Origin of the sequence: Parabacteroides sp. 20_3 (assembly GCF_964238835.1) — a bacterium.
Classification (GTDB): domain Bacteria; phylum Bacteroidota; class Bacteroidia; order Bacteroidales; family Tannerellaceae; genus Parabacteroides; species Parabacteroides distasonis.
The window spans coordinates 110,797-133,696 of sequence record NZ_CAXSNO010000006.1 but is presented as its reverse complement, the minus strand read 5'-3'; the positions used below and the strand labels follow the sequence as shown (position 1 = coordinate 133,696).

Below are 22,900 nucleotides of genomic sequence, written 5' to 3'. Positions count from 1 at the left end.
AGCTTTTTCACTACGATGGAAATCCTTTTTCATCACGGAGAAAAAAGGGTTACTTGTATTTTTATTACCTTTGTGTCCTTAATTGTTTAGGATGTACATATATAATTCAATACCCCATATAACGAACACGCTAAATCTGGGAAAGGACCTATTGGAGGTCTTATTTGAGAAAAGAAAATCATTACCGTTTCGCTATGATTATGCGTTGGATATTATCGATGAGAATAAATTGAATATCCTGATCGAGCGTGAGGTGATCCGCAGGAACGGCCCTTATATCGAGATGGATGAGCATTATCTCTCTTTCTATGAGCTGCTTCTGGAGGCGAATGAGGAGATTTCTACCTCGGTGATCGATGAGAATATCCAGTTGGTGTATCAATTGATCGATTATTATGGCAAGGAGGATAACGATTTGCGTAAGCTGGGTTATCTGCGATCGGTCAAGGCGCATTTGCGGAAGATCGGGAAGATCTTGGTACGTAACGTGGTGTCCTTGCAACGGGTGATCGATAATACGTTCAAGAACGAGCCGAGCTATAAGGTGAAGATCGCCAAACTGGAGAATCTGGACGCTAAACGAATCGAGATCAACCGCCTGATCGTGGAAGTGGAGAAGCTGCTGGATCGGGAACGGACTCCCTTTTTCGCCCAAGTCCCGGACGAGGAGCTGTTGACGATCGCCCGTGAGTTGAAGACGGAGTTATTGAGCGCTGGCCATAGCTTGATCCATTCCCAACAGGATATCATTGATTACTTGAACCAGATCCGTACGCAGGTGGGTTTTACCCGTAAGCTGCGTCGTATCAAATATCTGCGGGAGCAGTTTGAGTTACAGGAGAACACGAATGTACGGGAGGTGGTAGATGCGGAGCGTTCCGTGGTATTGGAGGGCGTGCAGCCTACCTTATTCAAGATTTCCATTCCTTATTTGCAAACGGACGAGGCGCTGGATGTTATCTTGAAGGTGGCCGACGGCATACGGCCGGACAAGGTGATCCATCGGCAGGAGCTAGGCGTGATCTCCGCCGAGCAGATGGAGAATCAAGAAGTGGGGGAGGCCGCTATCAATACCCGGAAGATGATGGATGTTTTTAGCCGGACCGGAGGGGATTTGTTCTCTTTCGTGATGGGCTACGAGTATAACCGGGAGATGGATTTCGAGGCGAAGGTTACGTTATTTTGCCGTTTACTCTCCCTCTATGAAAATGAGTTGGAGATAACAGACCGTTTTGGGCATACGGAGCATATAGAATATGCCATTATTCAAAGAACCTAGTTGTAGAGACGGGGCGTGTCCCCTGTGATGAGACGGGGCACGCCCCGTCTCTACAACTGGATAAAATAAAACAACAATAATAAGGATGATAGATAATTTACCGGTACAGACCGCACAGATCTATGATTACCTGTCGAAAGGTAATTTTCTGTGCTCGAATACAAGTGTAAAGGAGTTGAGGACACTCTTCTCGGTCGTAGAAGATAATTTTGAGCGTTTACGTGATTATTTCTCGCATATCAATTTCGTGTTGGAGCAGGGGAATAATTACTTCTACTTCTCCCGCAAGGAGCCCCGGGCTACCTTGGAACAAAAGCTTCAGCGTTTCTTCGCTTGGATCGATATCATGGACTTCTTCTGTACGTATGATACGGCCTTCGGGCCCGGTTTCACCTTCTCGCCGGCGGAGATATTGGTACGTTCCCGTATCGACATGGATCTAGAGATGAAGCTGGACGGGTTGAAAAAACATACCGGAGGCAAGGAGAAACGCAAGGATATCCTCGATACCATCTTGGACAGGATGACGAAAGAGGGCTTTATCGAGTGCGTAAGCGATATGAACGGGACGTGGAAAGTGCTCTCCTCGTGGGACTACCTCACGAAGATGATCCATAGTATTAACATAAAGAACGAAGATGAGATATCTCAATAAAATAGTATTTATAAACAGCGCCGCTATCCGTTACTCGGAAGTGCAGCTGGACGGAAATATACATTTAATCGGAACGCAGGGAGTGGGGAAGAGTACGATCCTCCGTGCGATCCTTTTCTTTTACAACGCCGATACGCAGCGGCTCGGAATCCCGGTCGAGAAGAAGTCGTATCAGGATTATTATTTCCCTTATGCCGATTCCTCGATCATCTACGAGGTAGCGAGGGAGGATGGTTGGTTTACGGTACTTAGCTATAAGACGATGAACCGTATCTGCTACCGCTTTATCGCCTCTCCGTACCGGCCGGATCTTTTTATCGATGAGGAGGGAGCGCCTTATCCGTCGGACCGTATCCGCTCGGTGCTCGATAAGAACGGTATCAAGTATAGCGGGGCGATCTCCACGTATGAGGAATACCGGAATATCCTCTACGGAAACTCGGATAATAAACGGGATTACTCCTGTTATTCCTTGATGGAGAGCGGCTCGTATCAGAATATCATCCGTACGATCCAGAACGTCTTGCTGAATTCACGCTTGGAGGCGGATTATATCAAGCAGACGATCATCACCTCCTTGAACGAGGCGGATAGCGTGATCGACTTGAGCCGTTACCGGAGCCATCTATCCGGTTTTGAGGCGCAACTGAATGATATCGGTGTTTTTCGTGAGCCGGGCATGATGCGGAAGGCCGCCGGGATCTCCACCTTGTCGGACGATATCCGTAAGCGGGATTTACGGATCAACGATCTGTGCCGCCAATTGCGTGGGGCTTATCTGCAAACGGAGCGTATCTTGCCGGAGTTGTCCCGGAAGATACATGAGCAGGAAGCGGTCAAATCGGATTTCTATAAGCAAAGGGATAAACTAGACGCTGAATCGAAGAATCGGACAGCCACGATGGAAGGCGAGTTGGCCGTGCTGAAAAACGCCTTGTCGGAGGCGGAAGCGAAACGGGTTCTCTATGCCGGGAAAGATATCCAGACGGCGATGGATCGTTGTAACAAACTGGAGATCTTACAGCAGGAACAGGAATCCTTAGTCGTGGAGAAAGACTTACTTTCTTCCAAGAATAAGGAAGCCTCGGTCTTGCACGCCAATTTGATCGCTAATCTGAAGAACGAGTTGGCCGGCTTCGAGAACGAGAAACAGAAACAATTACTGGCGGTAGAGACCGAGATCAATGCTCGTCGGGAGGCTCGCCGGGAGTATTATCGACGGCTACGGGAGGAATTGCGCCATGCCGCCTCGGAGGAGAAAGAGCGTTTGTTGGTGGATCGGGAGAAACGTACGACGGAGGTCGCCGCCTTGAAGATGCGTATCAAGACCGCCCGGGGGCAGTCGGGAACCTCGGAGGAATTGGAGGAGGTCAAGGGACGTCTCGGCAATTACGACGCGAACCGGAAGGACTTGGAGTTGAAGATCCGTGAGCTGAAGTACGAGTTGAACTACCAGACGAAAGAGTTCGAGACCGCCGAGAAGCATTTGGATGAGGATTATCAAAAGCTAGCGGAATCCAACGAGGTTAAGATCGAGGCCCTAAGCGCTAAGCTAGCGGAACTGGCGGAGTTCTTGGACAACCAGAAAGATAGCTTCTTCAATTGGCTGTCCGAGAATAAACCCGGCTGGGAGCAGACGATCGGGCAAGTGTGTGACGAGCGCCTGCTTTACGGGAAAGAGTTTACGGCGGAGGTAGGCGAGGGAGATACCTTTTATGGAATCCGCTTCACCTCCGGGATTCACCGGAATGTCAAGACTAAGGAGGATTACTTGACGGAGAAGAAGGTGGCCGAGGAAAAACGTGCCGGAATCCAGCGGTTTATCGCTACGGCGCGGCAGGATTTGGAGGCGGCTAAGGAGAATCTTCGCAAGCAATATCAATCCTCGGTGAAGCCCATCAAGGAGGATATCTATCATGCGGAATATGAGTTGGAGCAACTGGCGGTCCGCAAGAAGGAAGACGAGTCTCGTCTGTCGGCCTTGCGGGATCAGGCGACCCGTCTGAGGCAGGAGGAGATCCGGCGCTTGGAGGAGGAGTTGAACGCTGCCGAGGCCGTCCTTTCCTCGATCCAGCAGGAGATCGCCACGCTTCAAGGCAAGATGGACCGGGAACTCGCTTCCTTGGATGAGCAAGAGAAAGACGAGCTGGCTGCTTTGGATAAGGAACTCTCCGTCGCAAGGGAAGCTATCTCGGAGGAGATCGCACGCAAGAAAGCGGAGCTGGAAGAGCGCAAATCCGGATATGACAGGGAGCAATTGGATAGCCTGACCGCTAGCGGTGGCGATCCGAAACGTTTGGAGGAGATCCATTCCCGCTTGGCGTATATCGGTGGGGAGATTAAATATATCAACGAGACCAAGGCATTGATTATCGAGTATCTGAAAGATAAACGAGAGATGCTGGATAAGGTACCCGACTGGACGACGGAGAGCCTACGTTTGCAGCAGATCATCCACGGGGAACGGGAGGAATTGAAAAAGCGTCTGGCGGACGTGAACCGGAGTATCTTCAAGGTAGATGCCGAGTTGAAGGAGCTGAAGGAGTCCAACCGGAAAGCGTTGGAGAACCGGGAGGAATATCACCGCTCTACCCTGTTGGACTGGTTTACCTCTAGGGAATCCATCTTCTCTTCCATGAACCGTACCGATACGGATGGCGATTGCCGTTCCTTGGTACGGGAGATCACGATCCGCGTCAGCGAGCAATCCCAGAAGCTTTCCGAGCTGCGCAAGGAGATAACCGCCTACACCGGCAATTTCTCCGAGGATAATGTGTTCGCCTTCAAGACGAGCTTCTCGGATGATAAAGAGTATATGGATTTCGCTTGCGACTTGAAGGAGTTTATCGACGAGGATAAGGTCTCGGAATACCAATCGCGTATCAATACCCGCAACTCCGATATCTTCCGGCAGATTACGGCGGACACGAAAAGCATGGTCTCTCAGGAAGGCAATATCCGTGGCGTGGTGGATCAGATCAACGCCGATTTCAAGGAGAAGAACTTCGTGGGGATTATCCAGTGTATCGAGATGCGTATTGATCCGAGCCAGAACAAGATCGTCAATCTGTTGAAGGAGATCAAGCGATTCAACGAGGAATATAGCTGGGATTTGGGGCAGAACCTCTTCGCTTCCTCAGCCGACGATACGGCTACCCGGGAGAAGGCGACGACGTTGCTACGTGAGTTGATCAAGTCGATGGACGCTTATTCCGGCAACTTGATCCGCTTGGCGGACTTCTTCGACCTTAAATTCCGGGTGATCGAGAACCGGAATGATACGGGCTTCGTAGAACGTCTTACGAACGTAGGCTCCGAGGGTACGGATATCTTGGTCAAATCCATGGTGAATATCATGTTGCTGAACGTGTTCAAGCGGAACGCCTCCACGGTATTCTCCGATTTCAGGCTCCATTGCATGATGGATGAGATCGGGAAGCTGCACCCGAATAACGTGGCGGGGATCTTGAAATTTGCCAACGACCGGGATATTCTCTTGATCAATGGTTCGCCGACCGAGCAGGATGCCCTGTCCTATAAGCACATCTATAAACTGGAGAAGGATACGGATAGCTTCACCCGGATTCGCAGGGTGATTACGCAGTTCGATTAGTTACGATCTATGTTAGGGCCTCGGTTAATACGGGTGAGAGACGAGGCTCTCTCATAGGTCATAGATTAGGCTCTCTTATGGGGGTAGGTGTCTCGTCTATGGCCCATAAGAGAGCCTCGTCTATGACTATACCATTGAAAAAATGTTAAAGCCCTGCGATCTCATCCAGCCAAAGCGTAGCCATCGCGTCGCTCGGCATTCGCCAGTCTCCGCGGGGGGAGAGGCTGATGGAGCCCACTTTCGGGCCGTCCGGCAGGCAACTGCGCTTGAACTGTTGCTGGAAGAAGCGGCGGAAGAAGGTATGGAGCCATTTCTTGAGGGTGGCATCGTCGTAGTTTTCCCCGAATGCCCGCTTCGCCAAGAAATAAATCTTCGCGGGTGAGGCTCCGAAGCGTAAGAAGTGATAGAGGAAGAAATCGTGCAGCTCGTACGGGCCTACCAAATCCTCTGTCTTCTGCTTGATATTCCCATGCTCGTCGGCGGGAATCAATTCCGGGCTGATCGGAGTGTCTACTATATCTAATAACGTGGCGCGGGAAGCCTCGTCTACCTTGTTATTGGCCACCCATTCCACCAGATATTTAACCAATGTCTTGGGAATGCTACCGTTGACGCCGTACATAGACATATGGTCGCCATTGTAAGTAGCCCAGCCCAAGGCAAGCTCCGAGAGGTCTCCCGTACCGATCACAAGGCCGTTCTCTTGGTTTGCTACGTCCATAAGAAGTTGGGTACGCTCGCGGGCTTGGCTGTTCTCGTACGTCACGTCATGTACATGGATGTCGTGATTGATATCCTTGAAGTGTTGGATGCAAGCCTCCTTGATGGAGATCTCCCGGAGGGTCACGCCAAGGGAGCGTATCAAGTCGCAGGCATTGGTATAGGTACGATCCGTCGTTCCGAAGCCGGGCATGGTGATGCCGATGATCTTATCCCGTGGGATCTTCAAGGCATCGAAGGTCATGACGGTGACCAGTAGGGCCAAGGTGGAATCCAGTCCCCCAGAGATGCCTACGACGGCGGTTTGGGCGTGGGCATGGAGGACACGCTTGGCGAGTCCCGCTACCTGTATATGGAATATTTCCTCGCAACGTTCTTTCAAGGCATCGCCGGAAGGGGTAAAGGGATGCGGGTCGATTGCCCGGGTCAAATCCAGTGTCCGGTTGGGAAGGCTGAATGAGACTACGGTGCCGTTATCCATGTTATGGTTGAGATAACCCTGCATGAAACTGGTGTTGATCCGTCGGTCGTTCTGTAAGTTCTGGATATCGATCTCGCTGATAACGAGTTGCTCCTCCATGGAGAAACGCTCGGATTCCCTTAACAACGTGCCGTTCTCCGCTATGATACCGTTTCCCGCGAATACGAGGTCGGTACTGGATTCCCCGAAACCGGCGGAAGCGTAGACGTATCCGGCGATACAACGTGCGGATTGCTGGCAGATCAAGGATCGTAAGTAAGCATGCTTACCGATCAACTCGTTGCTGGCGGATAGATTGAATATCAAGTTCGCCCCCTGCATGGCTAGCTCGGAGCTGGGAGGGATGGGAACCCAAAGATCCTCGCAGATCTCGATACCCACACGTACCTCATCATACTCGAAGATCAGGTAGCAATCCAGCGGCACTTCCCGGTTACCGATCGTGATCATGGATTGCTGTAGGTGTGAAGAGGCCGTGAACCAACGCTCTTCTTGGAACTCCTTGTAGCTGGGCAGGTAACTTTTGGGCACTACCCCCAATATCTCGCCCCGTTGGAAAGCGACGGCGGCGTTTATCAGTTGGCTCCCGCTGACAAGCGGGCAACCTACGATCGTTAGTAAATCCAGATCGGCGGTGTTGTTCACTAAATCCAGCAAGGCTTTCTCGGCGTTTCTGAGTAAGGTCTCTTGCGAGAACAAATCCATGCAAGTATAAGACGTAACCGATAATTCGGGGAAGGCGATGATCTGGACCTCTTTTTGGGACGCTTGGCGCATCAATCCCTCAATCTGTTGAATATTATAAAAGCAGTCAGCCACTTTAACCTGTGGTACGGCTGCCGCTACTTTGACGAATCCGTAATTCATATTTGTTATTGTTTATCTGATAGATGTTCTTAATTTATCGGAGTTTTGACGACAGTCCCACAACAATACGATACGTATGGAACGTTTTCCTTCTTGGGTATATATAAGTTTATGATGTCCCTCGATCAAGGAGCGATATTCCTTGTCTCTATCGGCGAAAGTCTCTTCTATAGTACCAATAAGAGGATTGTTCTTTATCCGGATACAATTCTTCTCCAACTTATCGATAAAGTTGAGAGCAGCTTGTTTTCCAAAATGCTTTAAACAGTAGGCTATGGCTAAATCAGCTTGTCTTTTCGCACGGGGTGCCCAAATTACTTTAGCTTGTTTCTCCATGTCTCAAAGAATTGGTGCATATCATCCTCATTGATGCCTTTACCTTCTTCTAGCTCCTGTTCGGCTATATCTATTTCCCTATTGGCTTCTTTCAAACTGAATGAAATGGGAGATGCTGCATTCGCCTTGGACATAATTCGTTTCATATATTTCTCGATCTTTAGGACCGTTTCCATATCGTCTATTTTATTGAGATACCTCTCGATAAAGCTTTCTCTCCATTGTTGTAACTCTATTGTCGTCATATCAATTTCCCTCCTATATATTTATGCCCCAAAGGTATGTATTTTGTATGGGATAAAAAAGAAGGAGAGGTATACTTCGCAGCATCCTCTCCTTATTAACACAAAACAATCAACAAAAAACTACTGTCTGAATAAGACTATCTGATGAATAAAAGCTCACGGTATTTCGGCAAGGTCCATATCTGGTCGTCGACAACCAGTTCCAACTTGTCGATATGGTAACGGATGGCTTCCATCATCGGGACGATCCGATCGTGGTAAGCGATCGCCTTCTCCCGCTCACTCTCTATCTTGTTGGCTATCTTGCGGGCGTTGACCATCTCGTCCACTTTTTCCTTGATGAAGATCGTGCGGTTCGCTATATCCTCGATGATCTCCATGTTCTTGGAGGATAGATGGGCGGCTTTATCGGCGGGGAATAATTCACGCATCTTATATACGTTGTCTATCAAGGAAGACTGGTATTTGGTGGCCATCGGGATGATATGGTTCATTGTCAGGTCGCCTAATACACGGGCCTCGATCTGGATCTTCTTCGTGTACATCTCCCATTTGACCTCGTTGCGAGCCTCCAGCTCCTTACGGGTCATGACTCCCGTGGACTCGAACATGCGGACGCTGCTATCTTTCAAATAAGCGTCGAAGATCAAAGGCACGCTGGTCTCGCAATCCAAGCCCCGGCGTGCGGCCTCGGCCTTCCATTCCTCGCTGTAGCCATTGCCGTCGAAATGGATCGCCTTGCATTCCTTGATATCCTTGCGGATTACCTCGATGATAGCGGCGAACTTATCCTTTCCGGTGGCTATCTTAGCGTCTACCTCGGCCTTGAACTGCCTCAACTGATCCGCTACGGCGGCGTTCAATACCAGCATGGCGGCGGCGCAGTTCGCGGAGGAACCTACGGCACGGAACTCGAAACGATTACCGGTGAAGGCGAAAGGGGAGGTACGGTTACGATCCGTGTTATCGATCAATAACTCGGGGATACGGGCGATATCGAGTTTCATGCCTTGCTTTCCCGCTAGGTTGAAATCTTCCGTGTCGCTGTTCTCCAGATGTTCCAATACCTTGGATAACTGTGTCCCTAAGAAGCTGGAGATGATCGCTGGGGGAGCCTCGTTCGCTCCCAGACGATGGGCGTTGGTCGCACTGGAGATGCTGGCCTTCAGCAATGCGTTATGGGTGTACACGGCTTTCAGTACGTTGACCACGAAGGTCACGAAGCGCAGGTTGTCTTCTGGCGTCTTACCCGGTCCCATCAAAAGGATTCCGGTATCGGTTCCCAGCGACCAGTTATTGTGCTTGCCGGAACCGTTCACGCCTTTGAACGGTTTCTCGTGCAACAGGACACGGAACCCATGTTTGCGGGAGATCTTGCGCATTAGGGCCATGATCAGTAAGTTATGGTCATTGGCGAGGTTGCATTCCTCGAAGATGGGAGCCAGCTCGAATTGGTTCGGGGCGACCTCGTTATGGCGGGTCTTTACGGGAATGCCGAGCCTCAATGCCTCTACCTCGAGGTCTTTCATGAATTCCATGACACGGGTGGGGATGGCGCCGAAGTAATGATCCTCCAACTGCTGGTTCTTGGAGCTTTCATGTCCCATCAAGGTTCGGCCGGTCATCAACAGATCGGGACGTGCGGCGTACAGGCCCTCGTCTACTAGGAAGTATTCCTGTTCCCAGCCGAGGTAGGCGTATACTTTCTTCACGTCCGGGTTGAAATAGTGACAGACATCGACTGCCGCTTTGTTTACGGCTTCCAAGGCTTTCAGTAGGGGGGCTTTGTAGTCGAGGGATTCGCCCGTGTAAGCGATGAAGATCGTCGGGATGCAGAGGGTGTCGCCTACGATAAAAGCAGGGGAGGAAGGATCCCAAGCCGAGTAGCCACGAGCCTCGAACGTATTGCGGATACCGCCGTTCGGGAAACTGGAGGCATCCGGCTCTTGCTGGATCAGTAGTTTGCCCTCGAATTCCTCAAGTACGCCGCCTTTGCCATCATGCTCGATGAAAGCATCGTGCTTCTCGGCTGTACCTTCCGTCAAGGGATGGAACCAGTGGGTGTAGTGGGTAGCGCCTTTTTCCATCGCCCATTTCTTCATGCCGGAGGCCACGGCGTTCGCTGTCTCACGGTCTAATGGGCTACCGTTGTCGATGGAGTCCACCAGTCTCTCGTACGCTTTCTCTGGAAGATATTTGAACATCTTCTCACGGTTGAATACCAGCTCGCCGTAATACTTGGAAGGTCTCTCGGCGGGAGTGGTTAGCTCGGTCGCTTTTTTCTCGAACGCCGATTCTACGACTCTAAATCTTAACTTTGACATAATACCTGATGATTATTGTTGTTTATAGTAAATGACTTATCTTAGCCACTTCCTCAGCCTAGCCATGGCCTCTAGGGTGTCATCCCTGTCGCCGAAAGCGGTGAGGCGTAGATAACCTTCCCCGCTCGGCCCGAATCCCACTCCGGGGGTTCCGACTATCTTGACTTCATAAAGCAGTTTGTCAAAGAATTTCCATGAGGAGAGGCCGTCCGGGGTCTTTAGCCAGAGGTATGGGGCGTTATCGCCTCCGTACACCGTGAGACCGCAGTTTTGCAGGCCCTCTTTCATGATCTTCGCATTGGTCATATAATAATTGATAGTAGCTGTCACTTGCTGTTTCCCGGCGGTGGAATAAACCGCCTCCGCACCCCGTTGGGTTATGTAGCTGGTTCCGTTGAATTTCGTGCATTGGCGACGGTTCCATAATTTATTCAACTGTACCCGTTGCCCGTCCAGCGTGAAGGCGTTCAGCTCCTTCGGAACGACCGTGTATCCGCAACGTATCCCCGTGAATCCGGCGGTTTTAGAGAAGCTCCGAAATTCGATGGCTACCTTCTTCGCTCCTTTGATCTCGTAGATAGAGTGGGGGATATTCGGGTCCTGTATATAAGCCTCGTAAGCGGAGTCGTACATGATAAGCACGTCGTTGGCGAGGGCATAGTTTACCCATTTCTTCAATTCGTCCTTAGTCAAGGTCGTTCCGGTCGGGTTATTGGGATAGCAGAGGTAAAGGATGTCCACCCTGCGACTGGGCAGATCCGGTACGAAGTTGTTTTCCTCCGTGCAAGGGATGTATACTACATCGCTCCATTTCCCGTTTTCCAATACCCCGGTGCGTCCGCTCATTACGTTCGAGTCGATGTAGGCCGGATATACGGGGTCTGTCACCCCGATACTATTGTCGTGGCGGAGCATGTCACCTATATTTCCACAATCGCTTTTCGCTCCGTCGCTGATGAATACCTCGCTCGGTTCGATAAAGACTCCCCGGCTGGCATAATCGTTCTTGATGATAGCGTCGATTAGGAAAGGATATCCCTGCTCGGGGCCATATCCGTGGAATGTATCCTTGCTCGCCATTTCTTCCACGGCTTTATGCATCGCCTCGATAACGGCGGGGGCAAGTGGTTGCGTAACGTCACCAATACCCATTCGAATGATCTTATCCTTGGGATGGGTAACCTTGAAGCTGTTTACCTTTTTCGCGATGTCGGAGAAAAGGTAATTGTTCTGTAGTTTCAGGAAATGTTCATTAATTAGTGCCATACTCAGTTCTTTTGTTTTTATGTTGTTGTTTTCGTTGTTTTGTCTCGTTCCCCGTGTCAGACTTTGATGAATCCCTCGAATACGTTGACCGCTCCGCCGGTCATAAAGACCTTACCGCTTCGCTCGTCCCACTCGATGGTTAAAGGGCCCCCATCCATGATGACCTTCGTCTTTCGCTTTGTCTTCCCACGTACGACCCCGGCCACGGCGGTGGCGCAAGCTCCGGTTCCGCAGGCTTGGGTGATGCCGGAACCTCGTTCCCACACCCTCATCCGTACCTCGTCCGGCTTTAGCACCTGCACGAACTCCACGTTTGTCCGGTCCGGAAAAAGCGGGAGGCATTCCAGTAACGGGCCTACGCTTGCCAGATCGACCTTGTCCATCTCGTCCACGAAGATAACCAAATGAGGATTTCCCATGGAGATGACGGTGCCGGTGTAAATTTCTCCTCCAGCCTCAACCTCCAAGGCGATCTCGCCTACGGCAGGCATTCCCATATCTACCGTGACTTCGGTGACCTCTTCACGCTCTATTTTCAATTGTAGCTCTTTGATACCTGATAAGGTCTCTAAGGTGACCTTGTTCTTTTGCGTTAGGCCGGCCTCATAGACATATTTGCCAATACATCTGGATGCGTTTCCGCACATCATCGCCTCGGAGCCGTCCGCATTATAGATATGCATGCTGAAATCGGCGATGTCTGAAGAACCTATCAAGACCAAACCATCAGATCCTATGCCTGTGTGCGGCTTGCTCCATGCGATAGATAATTCCTCGGGGTTGTCTATCGGATAGACCATCGTGTTTACATAGATGTAATCATTTCCGGCACCGTGCATCTTTGTGAATCTGATTGATTTTGTCATTTTGATGATATTATTCTTTATATTATTTCTTTTTGTTTTATTGTAATGCAAATATATAACGTTTTGATAAGTATATAACAGGTGAGAGGCTCGAATGTTTTATAAATATGAGGTTTGTAATAGATTGAAGTTATAATATATGCATTTAGTTATAAATGATAATTAGAAGTGTGTGTTTTGGTTTTATATCGTAATATATGCTTTGTGAATATGGGTTGCTGTAACTGTAAGTAAAAAAACTATATATCTATCTATTTGCTTAAAATAAGTCTGTTTGTCTGACGAGCCTCTTTTTCAAGAAGCCTCAACTAGGGATAGATAATGGGTGAAAATACGTATTTAACCACTGATTTCTACGTAAAAGGTCATGTTTTGTCACACGAAAGGTCGCGTTGGGCGACGCAAGTAGTGGCGTTAGCCAACGCAATAGGTCGCGTAAGGCGATACATATAGTCGCGTCGGGCGATACAACCGTATGGAATGCCTCTTTTATCCGTATAAAAAACATGTTTTGACCCGTATAAATGTGAACTAGCATGAATTATTTCTCTAGAACAAAAGGTCGTATTTGGTTAATATATTACTAAACAATCATTTGCTAATATTTTTTCTCATATTTAGGGACGATAAGTACATCAGGCCAGAAAAATCAACTCTCCGGGAGTTTGGTTTACAAATTGACAAAAAGAAAGGAGCTACTCGGTTTTGTTTCCGGATAGCTCCTTTTATCAGATTAACTAATTATCTAGATAATTTATTTTACGAACTTAACAGTTGTCTTATGAGCAGATCTCAAGAGCTTAGACTGATCGATTGAGATCATATAAATGCCGTTCGGCATATTCGGAGTGCTGATGTATTGCTCATCGCTAGTGATGATACCCGTAGAAACAACTTTACCTACCATATTAACGATTACATAATTACCCTTACCATTCTTTACATAAAGACCGCTAGCGTTTGTAGATACCGTAACCTCTTGAACCTCGTCACTGATAGTCTCGTTATCGGTGATGATACCCATAGCGTCAGATTTTACGTACATTGTAGCGACAGCTTTATCGTATCCAACTGGTGTGAAATCAGCTACTACCTTGTCACCCTTTAACGGAAGATTGATAGCGATATCCATGCCTTCGGTCAATTGTCCGTCTGTATCATTAGGAGTTTGTATCTTAACCGCAACATTCATAGCGGGAGCTGTCACTGATCCTCCCATGGCTGTAGTTACGTCAGCTTTTAATAGAGTGATCGTTTCTGCGGCTGCTACTTGACCATCCCCATTCATGTCGGAAGTCTTTGTTACAACCATGCTGTATGGATTAGTCGTTCCTGTTGCAGCTAACTCTGCGATAGCACGAGTAATAGTTTCGGCTACGATTGCTTTTGCTTCGGTTGCATTCGTACGATTAGTCATTGTTATCGTTTCAGTTGCAGACCATTTCCATTCTGTCGCATTTAAAGTTTTTGTGGAATCTTGTGAGGTAATCACAAAATTCTGGCCTTTTTGCTCCATCTTAGTAGCTAGCTTACGATAACCTTCTTTTTGTCCATTCTTGTAGGATGTCAAGAGAATTGAATCGGGAGACATTTTACCAGTAGCGGCCGCTTTAAGATTCAGATAAACTTGGGCATCACCCATCGGTACTTGTACAGTAGAGCTAGTTGTAGGTACAGCATATAATGATGCCTCAACTAAACCTTTGGCCTGTTGGGTCATATTGGTTTTGATAAGGAAGTTTGGTATGGTAGTTTTTTCCTCTTCGTCTTTTTCCAAAAGAGCGATCACACTACGTAAGGATTCGCCTATCGTTACGTTGTAATCGAACATACCAGCATTAGTCGCTTTTTCTTTTAAAGAGAATAACTCTCCACCTTTAATTCCCATTACTCCGGCTAACTCGGACAATCCGCCTAAATCTAACTTAGCTGTGAATGAATCAAATGGTAAAAGTCCTGTTTGCTTTCCTAGTTCAAAGTTTAAAGAAACAGTGGAGCCGAGAATTGTTGTTGAAATAGTTTTAGGTAAGTTGAGTTCTATTGGTAATCCATTAGTTGATGAAAGATTTGCTGTGTAATAATTAGACATTTTTAATGTGATCTGACTGAACATAGCGGGAATATCTTTACTTATTTCACTCAGATTTACTTTCATACTATCTGGTTGAACTGTAATAGGATTTGCGATAAGCGTCTCTGCTCGTAATGTGCTGGCTGTCCCAAAAACAGGAGAACTTAATACATTCTCAATGTTGGGCTTTGCCAATTCTATGATATCGATTCCGCTTACTTGTTTTACCTGTTCAAACATAGCGGGCACAATAGCTTCTATAACTGCAGCTTTTTCCTTATCCGTAAGTTTTTGTTGTTGTGCCATCACTGGGGTGGTAGCCATGAATGTAGCGGCTGCCAAACTAATGCATGTAAAGATTTTCTTCATATAAATTTGTTTTAAAGTGTTTTATGACTCTAGCTGGCAAAGTTATTATAAAAATTAAATGCACCAGCGTTTATTATTCATAAAAGTTGGTGCATTTTGCTACTAAAGAAAAGAAATATTCGTCAATAAGCGGATTCATGTACGCCTTTTATGGCCCTGCCGCTTGGCTCGTTCATGTTTTTGAAAGCCGAGTCCCAAGCTAAAGCCTCTGCGGTAGAACACGCTACGCTAGGAATGGAAGGTACGCTTCTCGCCGCGCTTTCGCTGGGGAAATGCTCTTCAAAGATGGAGCGGTAATAATACTCTTCCTTGTTTTGGGGCGGATTGATCGGGAATCGTTTGGCGGCATTCGCCATCTCTTCATCAGTGACCGACTCGGAGGTTATTTTCTTTAATGTATCGATCCAGCCATAGCCTACCCCATCCGAGAATTGCTCTTTTTGACGCCAAGCGATCTCCTTGGGCAAGCTGTCGGAAAATGCTTCTCGAAGTATCTTCTTCTCGATGGTCGTACCCGGGCACATCTTTGCCGCCGGATTCAGACGCATGGCCACATCAAGAAACTCTTTATCCAAGAACGGCACTCGTCCTTCTACGCCCCATGCGCAAAGGCTTTTGTTCGCACGTAAGCAATCATATAAATACAGTTTGCTTAATTTACGCAGGGTCTCTTCATGGAAAGCCTGTGCGTCCGGGGCCTTATGGAAATATAAATATCCCCCGAATACCTCGTCCGCACCCTCGCCGCTTAGTACCATCTTGATACCCATGCTCCGGATCACACGGGCCAATAAATACATGGGGGTAGAGGCTCGGACGGTAGTGACATCATAGGTCTCGATATGATAAATGACATCTCGTAAAGCGTCCAATCCTTCTTGTATCGTATAATGGATCTCATGATGAACCGTACCGATCGCATCCGCTACTTTACGGGCGGCGATCAAATCCGGGGCATCTTTCAATCCGATGGCGAACGAATGGAGTTGAGGCCACCATGCGTCCGCTTTCCCATTGGTCTCGATGCGTTTCGCTGCGTATTTCTTGGCGATAGCGGAGGTGATGGAGGAATCCAGACCTCCGGATAGAAGGACGCCATAAGGGACATCGCTCATCAGTTGGCGTTTGACGGCGGCTTCCAGCGCATCGTGAAGTTGTTGTACGTCGGTAGGATTATCTTTCACGTTGGCGTAATCCATCCAGTCACGGGTGTACCATCTCGTGAGTTTCCGGTCTTCGCTATAGAAATAATGACCGGGGAGGAATGGTTCGTAATGAGTGGCGAAGCCTTCAAGCCCTTTTAACTCAGAAGATACCATCAAGTGTCCCTCGTCATCGTATCCGATGTAGAGCGGGATCACGCCGATCGGGTCACGGGCGATCAAGTAAACCTCTTTCTCCTCGTCATAGAGAGCGAAGGCGAAAATACCGTTGAGATCCTCGATGAAATCAATCCCTTTCTTCTTGTATAAGGCGAGGATCACCTCGCAATCGGAGCCGGTTTGGAACTCGTAATCGCCTTTTAACCGTTCTCGTAATTCCTGATGGTTGTAGATCTCTCCGTTGACGCAGAGGATGAGTTTCCCGTCGGGGCTGACCAAAGGCTGCCCTCCGGAGGCAGGGTCTACGATGGAAAGGCGTTCATGGGCTAAGATAGCGGTTTTGCCTTGGTAGATACCACTCCAATCCGGTCCGCGGTGACGGATTCGTTTACTCATTAATAACGCTTGTTTACGCAGGGCTTGCGCTCCGTCGTGTATATTGAATATCGCTGTTATACCACACATGATCATTAAAAATTGAAAGTTGAAAATTAGTTGGTTTGTAAGAAACGGTCGATGGATCGGGCGACATTACGGCCGGAGGCCATCGCTTTTACGACTAGGCTCGCTCCGCTGACAGCGTCTCCGCAGGCAAATAGGTTGCTGTTGGCGGTATATCCGGCGTTGTCTACGGCGATGTTATCGCGGTTGTCGGTAGCCAATCGTAGTTCTTTGATCAATCCTTCTTGCTCCGGATGCAGGAAGCCCATGGCGAGGAAAACCAGATCGGCCTCGATGATCTCTTTCTTGCCGGTCAGCCTCATCTGCGGACGGCCTCCGTCTGGGGAGGGAACCCATTCGACTTCTTCTACCTCAACCCCTATCAGGTTGTTTTTCTCTCCGATAAAACGGTTAGAGGCTAGGTTCCACCGGCGGATACAACCTTCCTCATGGCTGCTGCTGGTTTTCAGTACTTGGGGATACATGGGCCAAGGTGTCGCCGGATTCTGTCCGACGGGTGGCTGGGGCATGATCTCGATCTGGGTGACACAGGCCGCCCCATGACGGTTCGCTGTCCCTACGCAATCGCTACCCGTATCACCTCCGCCAATCACTAAGACTTTCTTGCCTTTGCAATTGATCTGGCTTTTGGGCGGGATGCCTTCTAAGATCCGGTTCTGCTGGCTTAATAACTCCAAGGCGAAATGTACGCCTCTTAAATGACGTCCCTCGATAGATAGATCCCGGGGAACCTCGGCGCCGATCGCTACGCAAACAGCGTCGAAATCTTTCACTACATCTTTCGCTAATATATCTTTGCCGACCATCGTGTTTACACGGAAAAGAATCCCTTCTTGCTCCATGATACGGATACGGCGATCGATAATGTGCTTGCCTAGCTTGAAATTGGGGATGCCGAAGCGTAGCAAGCCGCCCGGTAACTCATCTTTCTCGAATACGGTGACTTTATATCCTTTCCGATTCAATTGGTTCGCTACGGTCAATCCGGCGGGACCGCTACCGATCACGGCTACCTTTTTCCCGTTGCGTACCGGTTGGATAGGCTGTACGTATCCTTCCCGGAAAGCGGCTTCCACGATAGCCGCCTCGTTCTCACGGATCGTGACAGGTTCGTCGCAGCTAAGTTTCAGTACGCAGCTTTTCTCGCAGAGGGCGGGGCAGACACGTCCCGTGAACTCCGGGAAATCGTCGGTCTGCTCTAATACGTGATAGGCCTCTTTGTAACGGCCTTTGTATAACAAATCTTGCCATTCGGGTTGCTTGTTACCCAGCGGGCAGGCCCAGTGGCAGAAGGGTACGCCACAATCCATGCAGCGGGAGGCCTGCGTACGGCGGTCGCCGCTGTTCAAGGTCTGTTCTACCTCGCTGAAATCATCTATACGTTCGTGGACGGGACGATAGCCCGCCTCTTGTCTATGTATCGTTAGAAATGCTCTTGGGTTTCCCATAGTTCTCTTGTTTTTGTGTAAATATTTAGTAGTCTTTCTGCATCTCCGCGATCTTGCGTTGGAGTTTGCGCATCTGTTCCTCTTGGAGTACTTTCTTGTATTCGATCGGGACGATCTGGATGAACTCATCCACGTACTTGTTCCAGTTATCGAGCATCAATCCGGCCAGATGGCTGCCGGTATGATGATAATGCTTGCGGATCAATTCATGAAGTTCCTTCCGTGAGGTGCTATCCTCGATCAAGGAAAGCTCTACCATTTCCATGTTACAATAGTAATCGAAATCACCATTCTTGTTCCACACGTAAGCGACACCACCACTCATTCCGGCGGCGAAGTTCCGGCCTGTATTGCCTAAGACGACAACCCGGCCTCCGGTCATGTACTCGCAACAATGGTCGCCTACACCTTCCACGACAGCGATCGCCCCGGAGTTTCGCACGCAGAAACGCTCTCCGACCCGGCCGTTGATATAAACCTCACCGCTGGTAGCTCCATATAATAAGGTATTACCGGCTATCGTATTGTCTTCCGCTATAAAGGTGGAGCGTACCGGAGGCATTAAACTGATGTGTCCGCCACTCAATCCTTTTCCGAGATAGTCGTTCGCCTCGCCTTCCAACCGGAAATGTACGCCGTGAGCCAGAAAGGCTCCGAAGCTCTGGCCTGCCGCCCCCTTGAACTTGATATGCAGGGTGTTCTCCGGTAACCCGATGTTCCCGTACCGCTTGGCGATCTCGCCGGAAAGCATGGCTCCTACGGAACGATCGGTGTTGGCTATCGCATAATCCAACGATACTTCCTGTCCGGATTCGATGGCGGCCTTCGCGTGACGGATTATATCCACATCTTTCACGTTGTCGATCGCGTGGAGTTGACGGGTGACATGATGGATGGCCTGCGTGGCGGCTTGTTCCGGTAGATGGATCAAGCGGCTGAGATCCAATAGATCATGTTTCTCGATATGATCGGAAGGTTTACGCATGAGTAAGTCCGTACGGCCAATGATATCGTCTAGTTTCGTATAGCCTAGCTCTGCCAGATATTCCCGAACTTCACGGGCGAGGAAGGTGAAGAAATTCACCAAATATTCGTGTCGGCCATGAAAGCGTTTACGTAATTCCTCATCTTGGGTAGCGACACCTACCGGACACGTGTTCATATGGCATTTACGCATCATCACACAGCCTAAGACGATCAAGGCGGAGGTGGCGAATCCAAACTCCTCGGCACCCAGCATCGCCATCAATACGATATCCCGTCCGGTTTTCAATTGTCCGTCTGTTTGCAAGCGGACTTGTCCCCGGAGGCCGTTCATCACGAGCGTCTGTTGAGTCTCGGATAGTCCTAGCTCGGGTGGGATTCCGGCGTAACTGATAGAGCTTATCGGGGAAGCTCCCGTTCCTCCTTCTGCCCCAGAGATCACGATCCGGTCCGCTTTTGCCTTGGCTACGCCGGCGGCGATGGTTCCCACGCCACTCTCGGATACGAGTTTCACACTGATCTCGGCTTGAGGGTTTACGTTCTTCAGATCGAAGATCAATTGCGCCAAGTCCTCGATCGAGTAAATATCGTGGTGAGGTGGGGGAGAGATCAGAGAGATACCCGGGATCGAGTGACGGGTTCTCGCTATGATATCGTTCACCTTATAGCCGGGAAGCTGTCCTCCTTCGCCCGGTTTCGCTCCTTGGGCGACCTTGATCTGGATCTCGTCGGCGTTTACCAGATATTCCGTGGTCACGCCGAAGCGTCCGGAGGCTACTTGCTTGATGGCGGAGCGGAGCGATAACCCGTCCTTACGGGAGATGAAACGGGCCGAGTCCTCACCACCCTCGCCCGTGTTACTGCGTCCGTGTATCTTGTTCATGGCTATAGCTATCGTCTCGTGCGCTTCCCGGCTGATAGAACCGAAGCTCATCGCTCCCGTGACAAAGCGACGCATGATCGCTTCTTCCGGCTCTACCTGCTCCAAGGGGATCGGGGTGCGTTGTTTGAAGGTCAGGAAGTCACGCAAGAATATGGGGCTTTCCTTCTCATCAACCACATGGGAATATTCCTTGAATTTCTTGTAGCTCCCCAAGCGGGTAGCCAGTTGAAGCATGGAAATGGTATCCGGGTTCCAAGCGTGTTTCTCGCCATCCTTGCGGAAGGAATAAATGCCTTTATGTTCCAATAAAGAATCCGTGGGGTGGGAGAATGCGTCATTGTGCATGGCGATCGCGTCTGCCGCTATCTCTTCCAAGCGGATACCACCGATGTTGCTGGTGGTTCCCCCGAAGTAAGTATCTGCCAGATCCCGGCTTAGGCCGATCGCCTCGAAAAGCTTCGCTCCCCGGTAACTGCGGATCGTGCTGATCCCCATCTTGCTCATAACCTTGAATAAACCCTTGCAAATGGCTTTTACGTAATTCTTCTCGGCAGTCTCGTAATTCAATTGTATCTCTTGCATGTCTACTAGATCATCCAAGATAGCGAAAGCCATATAGGGGTTGATGGCACTGGCTCCGTAGCCTAGTAAGAGGGCGGCGTGCATTACCTCACGCATCTCGCCGGTTTCCACTACCAGCGCTGTTTGCACCCTTTTCTGCACGGAGATCAGATGGTGATGCACGGCGCTTACCGCTAACAGGGAGGGGATCACCGCTTTTTTCTCATCTACGTTTCTGTCGCTTAAAATGATGTAGTTAACGCCATCGGTGACGGATTGCTCCGCTTGCTTACATAATTCGTCCAAGGCAGCTTTCAGTCCTGCGCATCCTTTCTCTGCGTCAAACAAAGTGGGGAGCTTAACACTTTTAAAGCCCTTATACCGGATGTTACACAGGAGATCCAGTTGTGTATTGGTCAAGATCGGATGGTTCAGCCGAACCATTTTACAGTGGCTCTCGGTTGGAACTAAGATATTGCTTCCCACGGCCCCGATATACTCGGTCAGGCTCATGACGAGTTCCTCGCGGATCGGGTCGATCGGCGGGTTGGTTACTTGGGCGAATTGTTGGCGGAAATAATTATAGAGGATTTGCGGACGGGCGGATAATACGGCCAGTGGCGTATCGTTGCCCATGGAGCCGACCGGTTCCGCCCCTCCCGTGCACATCGGTATGATGATACGTTCGATATCCTCACGGCTGTATCCGAACGTACGCAGTAGCTTGTCGTATTTCTCTACCTTATGAGGAATCTTACGGCCGGATTTCAATTCGTCTAATTCCACCCGGTTTTTCTCCAGCCAAGTACGGTAGGGCTGGGCGTTCGCCAGTTGTTCCTTCAGCTCGCTATCGTAATAAATCTCGCCTTTCTCGGTATCGATGAGTAAGATCTTTCCGGGTTGCAGACGGCCTTTTTCCTTGATCTCGTTAGGCTCGAAATCCATGACGCCGACTTCGGAGGCCACGACCATCATGTCATGTTTCGTGATCAGGTAACGGGCGGGGCGGAGACCGTTACGGTCTAGCATGCCTCCGGCGTAGCGTCCGTCGCTAAAGAGCAGGGCGGCAGGCCCGTCCCACGGTTCCATCAAGATGGAGTGATATTCGTAGAAAGCCTTTAGATCTTCGGAGATCGGGTTCTTCTCGTTGAAACTCTCCGGTACCAGCATCGCCATGGCATGCGGCAGGCTCATCCCGGAGGCCACGAAGAATTCCAATACGTTATCCAGTGAGGCACTGTCACTCATGCCCGGCTGGATGATCGGGCGTATATCGTTGATATCCGGGATTCTGGGGGAGGAGAGTACGCTCTCCCGGGCCTCCATCCATCCCCGGTTGCCTCGTATCGTGTTGATTTCCCCGTTATGTGCCAGTAGGCGGAAAGGTTGCGCCAGACTCCAAGTGGGGAAGGTGTTGGTGCTGAAACGTGAGTGTACCAAGGCCAGTCCGCTAGTGAAATAAGGTTGCGTCAGGTCCGGAAAGTAATGGCGTAGCTGCATGGATTCCAGCATGCCTTTGTAAACGATGTTTTTGGTGGAAAGAGACGCTATATAGAAATCATCCTTGGCCGGAAGGTCGGTAGCCGATACCTTTTTCTCGACCCGCTTACGTATGAGGTATAGCTTTAGTTCCAGCTCTTGCTGATCGTTGCAGCCGATGATGAATATCTGCTTGATATCTGGTTCGGTCGCTTGTGCGTCCTTTCCCAAGATTTCCGTATGAACGGGAACTTTGCGTAAGTGCATCAAGGTTAATCCCTCTTTCTCGATCTCCTCGATGAGGATACTGAGGATGCTTGCTTGCTGTTCCTCGTCTTTGGGGAGGAAGATTAGTCCGGTGCCATATTTGCCTTTTTCGGGAACCGGAATTCCTTGCAGGAGGATGAACTCATGCGGGATCTGTAATAAGATTCCCGCTCCGTCACCCGTTTTGTTATCGGCTCCCTCGGCGCCTCGGTGCCTCATGTTCTCTAGTACCTTAAGGGCTGATTCGATGATGTCGTGCGATTTCTCGCCGTGGATATTTACTAACATTCCTACTCCACAAGCGTCATGTTCATAAGACGGGTCGTATAATCCTTGTCTGCTATTAAAATGATTTCTGTTTGTTTTCATTTGTTGACCTTATGTTTGCGTATAAATGATTAT

Annotated in this window: 13 protein-coding genes; 3 read left to right on the top strand and 10 right to left on the bottom strand. The window is 49.5% G+C overall.

Annotated features, from left to right (window positions below; translation table 11 throughout):
• Positions 1-91: 91 nt before the first annotated feature.
• From ACESPU_RS13560 to ACESPU_RS13550, 3 genes are all read left to right on the top strand, one after another.
• The gene (locus ACESPU_RS13560) at positions 92-1,279 is read left to right on the top strand and encodes a hypothetical protein (RefSeq protein ID WP_008780837.1); all 1,188 of its coding nucleotides are present in this window, start codon (positions 92-94) and stop codon (positions 1,277-1,279) included.
• An 85-nt stretch (positions 1,280-1,364) separates the two neighbouring features.
• A complete protein-coding gene (locus tag ACESPU_RS13555; protein ID WP_005866029.1) occupies positions 1,365-1,934 on the top strand; it encodes a hypothetical protein in 570 nt (189 codons plus the stop codon).
• Positions 1,918-5,547 (top strand): ATP-binding protein, encoded by a 3,630-nt coding sequence (locus ACESPU_RS13550; RefSeq protein ID WP_121961668.1) that lies wholly within the window; start codon positions 1,918-1,920, stop codon positions 5,545-5,547. The genes ACESPU_RS13555 and ACESPU_RS13550 overlap by 17 nt, the downstream gene beginning before the upstream one ends.
• Before the next feature lie 145 nt (positions 5,548-5,692).
• Here ACESPU_RS13550 and ACESPU_RS13545 read toward each other — a convergent pair whose 3' ends face one another.
• The 10 genes from ACESPU_RS13545 to gltB form a co-directional block, all read right to left on the bottom strand.
• Positions 5,693-7,615 (bottom strand): NAD(+) synthase, encoded by a 1,923-nt coding sequence (locus tag ACESPU_RS13545; RefSeq protein ID WP_121961669.1) that lies wholly within the window; start codon positions 7,613-7,615, stop codon positions 5,693-5,695.
• A 12-nt stretch (positions 7,616-7,627) separates the two neighbouring features.
• Positions 7,628-7,951, bottom strand: coding sequence for a type II toxin-antitoxin system RelE/ParE family toxin (locus ACESPU_RS13540; protein ID WP_122144312.1), 324 nt, complete (start codon positions 7,949-7,951; stop codon positions 7,628-7,630).
• Positions 7,930-8,127 (bottom strand): hypothetical protein, encoded by a 198-nt coding sequence (locus ACESPU_RS13535; protein ID WP_227154411.1) that lies wholly within the window; start codon positions 8,125-8,127, stop codon positions 7,930-7,932. Before ACESPU_RS13535 ends, ACESPU_RS13540 begins: the two co-directional genes overlap by 22 nt.
• A gap of 206 nt (positions 8,128-8,333) precedes the next feature.
• On the bottom strand, positions 8,334-10,520 hold the full coding sequence (locus ACESPU_RS13530; RefSeq protein ID WP_122144313.1) for a glutamine synthetase III: 2,187 nt from the start codon (positions 10,518-10,520) through the stop codon (positions 8,334-8,336).
• A 36-nt stretch (positions 10,521-10,556) separates the two neighbouring features.
• A complete protein-coding gene (locus tag ACESPU_RS13525) occupies positions 10,557-11,786 on the bottom strand; it encodes an LL-diaminopimelate aminotransferase (RefSeq protein ID WP_005861937.1) in 1,230 nt (409 codons plus the stop codon).
• Positions 11,787-11,842: 56 nt separating this feature from the next.
• A complete protein-coding gene (dapF, locus tag ACESPU_RS13520; RefSeq protein ID WP_217772495.1) occupies positions 11,843-12,652 on the bottom strand; it encodes a diaminopimelate epimerase in 810 nt (269 codons plus the stop codon).
• A 754-nt stretch (positions 12,653-13,406) separates the two neighbouring features.
• Positions 13,407-15,092 (bottom strand): DUF6383 domain-containing protein, encoded by a 1,686-nt coding sequence (locus ACESPU_RS13515; protein ID WP_373133427.1) that lies wholly within the window; start codon positions 15,090-15,092, stop codon positions 13,407-13,409.
• A 122-nt stretch (positions 15,093-15,214) separates the two neighbouring features.
• Positions 15,215-16,879: an asparagine synthase B gene (gene asnB, locus ACESPU_RS13510; protein WP_122144315.1), complete on the bottom strand. Its 1,665-nt coding sequence runs from the start codon at positions 16,877-16,879 to the stop codon at positions 15,215-15,217.
• A gap of 26 nt (positions 16,880-16,905) precedes the next feature.
• Positions 16,906-18,324, bottom strand: a complete 1,419-nt coding sequence (locus ACESPU_RS13505) for a glutamate synthase subunit beta (RefSeq protein WP_122144316.1) — start codon at positions 18,322-18,324, stop codon at positions 16,906-16,908.
• 25 nt (positions 18,325-18,349) lie between these two features.
• On the bottom strand, positions 18,350-22,867 hold the full coding sequence (gltB, locus tag ACESPU_RS13500) for a glutamate synthase large subunit (protein ID WP_122144317.1): 4,518 nt from the start codon (positions 22,865-22,867) through the stop codon (positions 18,350-18,352).
• Positions 22,868-22,900: the final 33 nt, after the last annotated feature.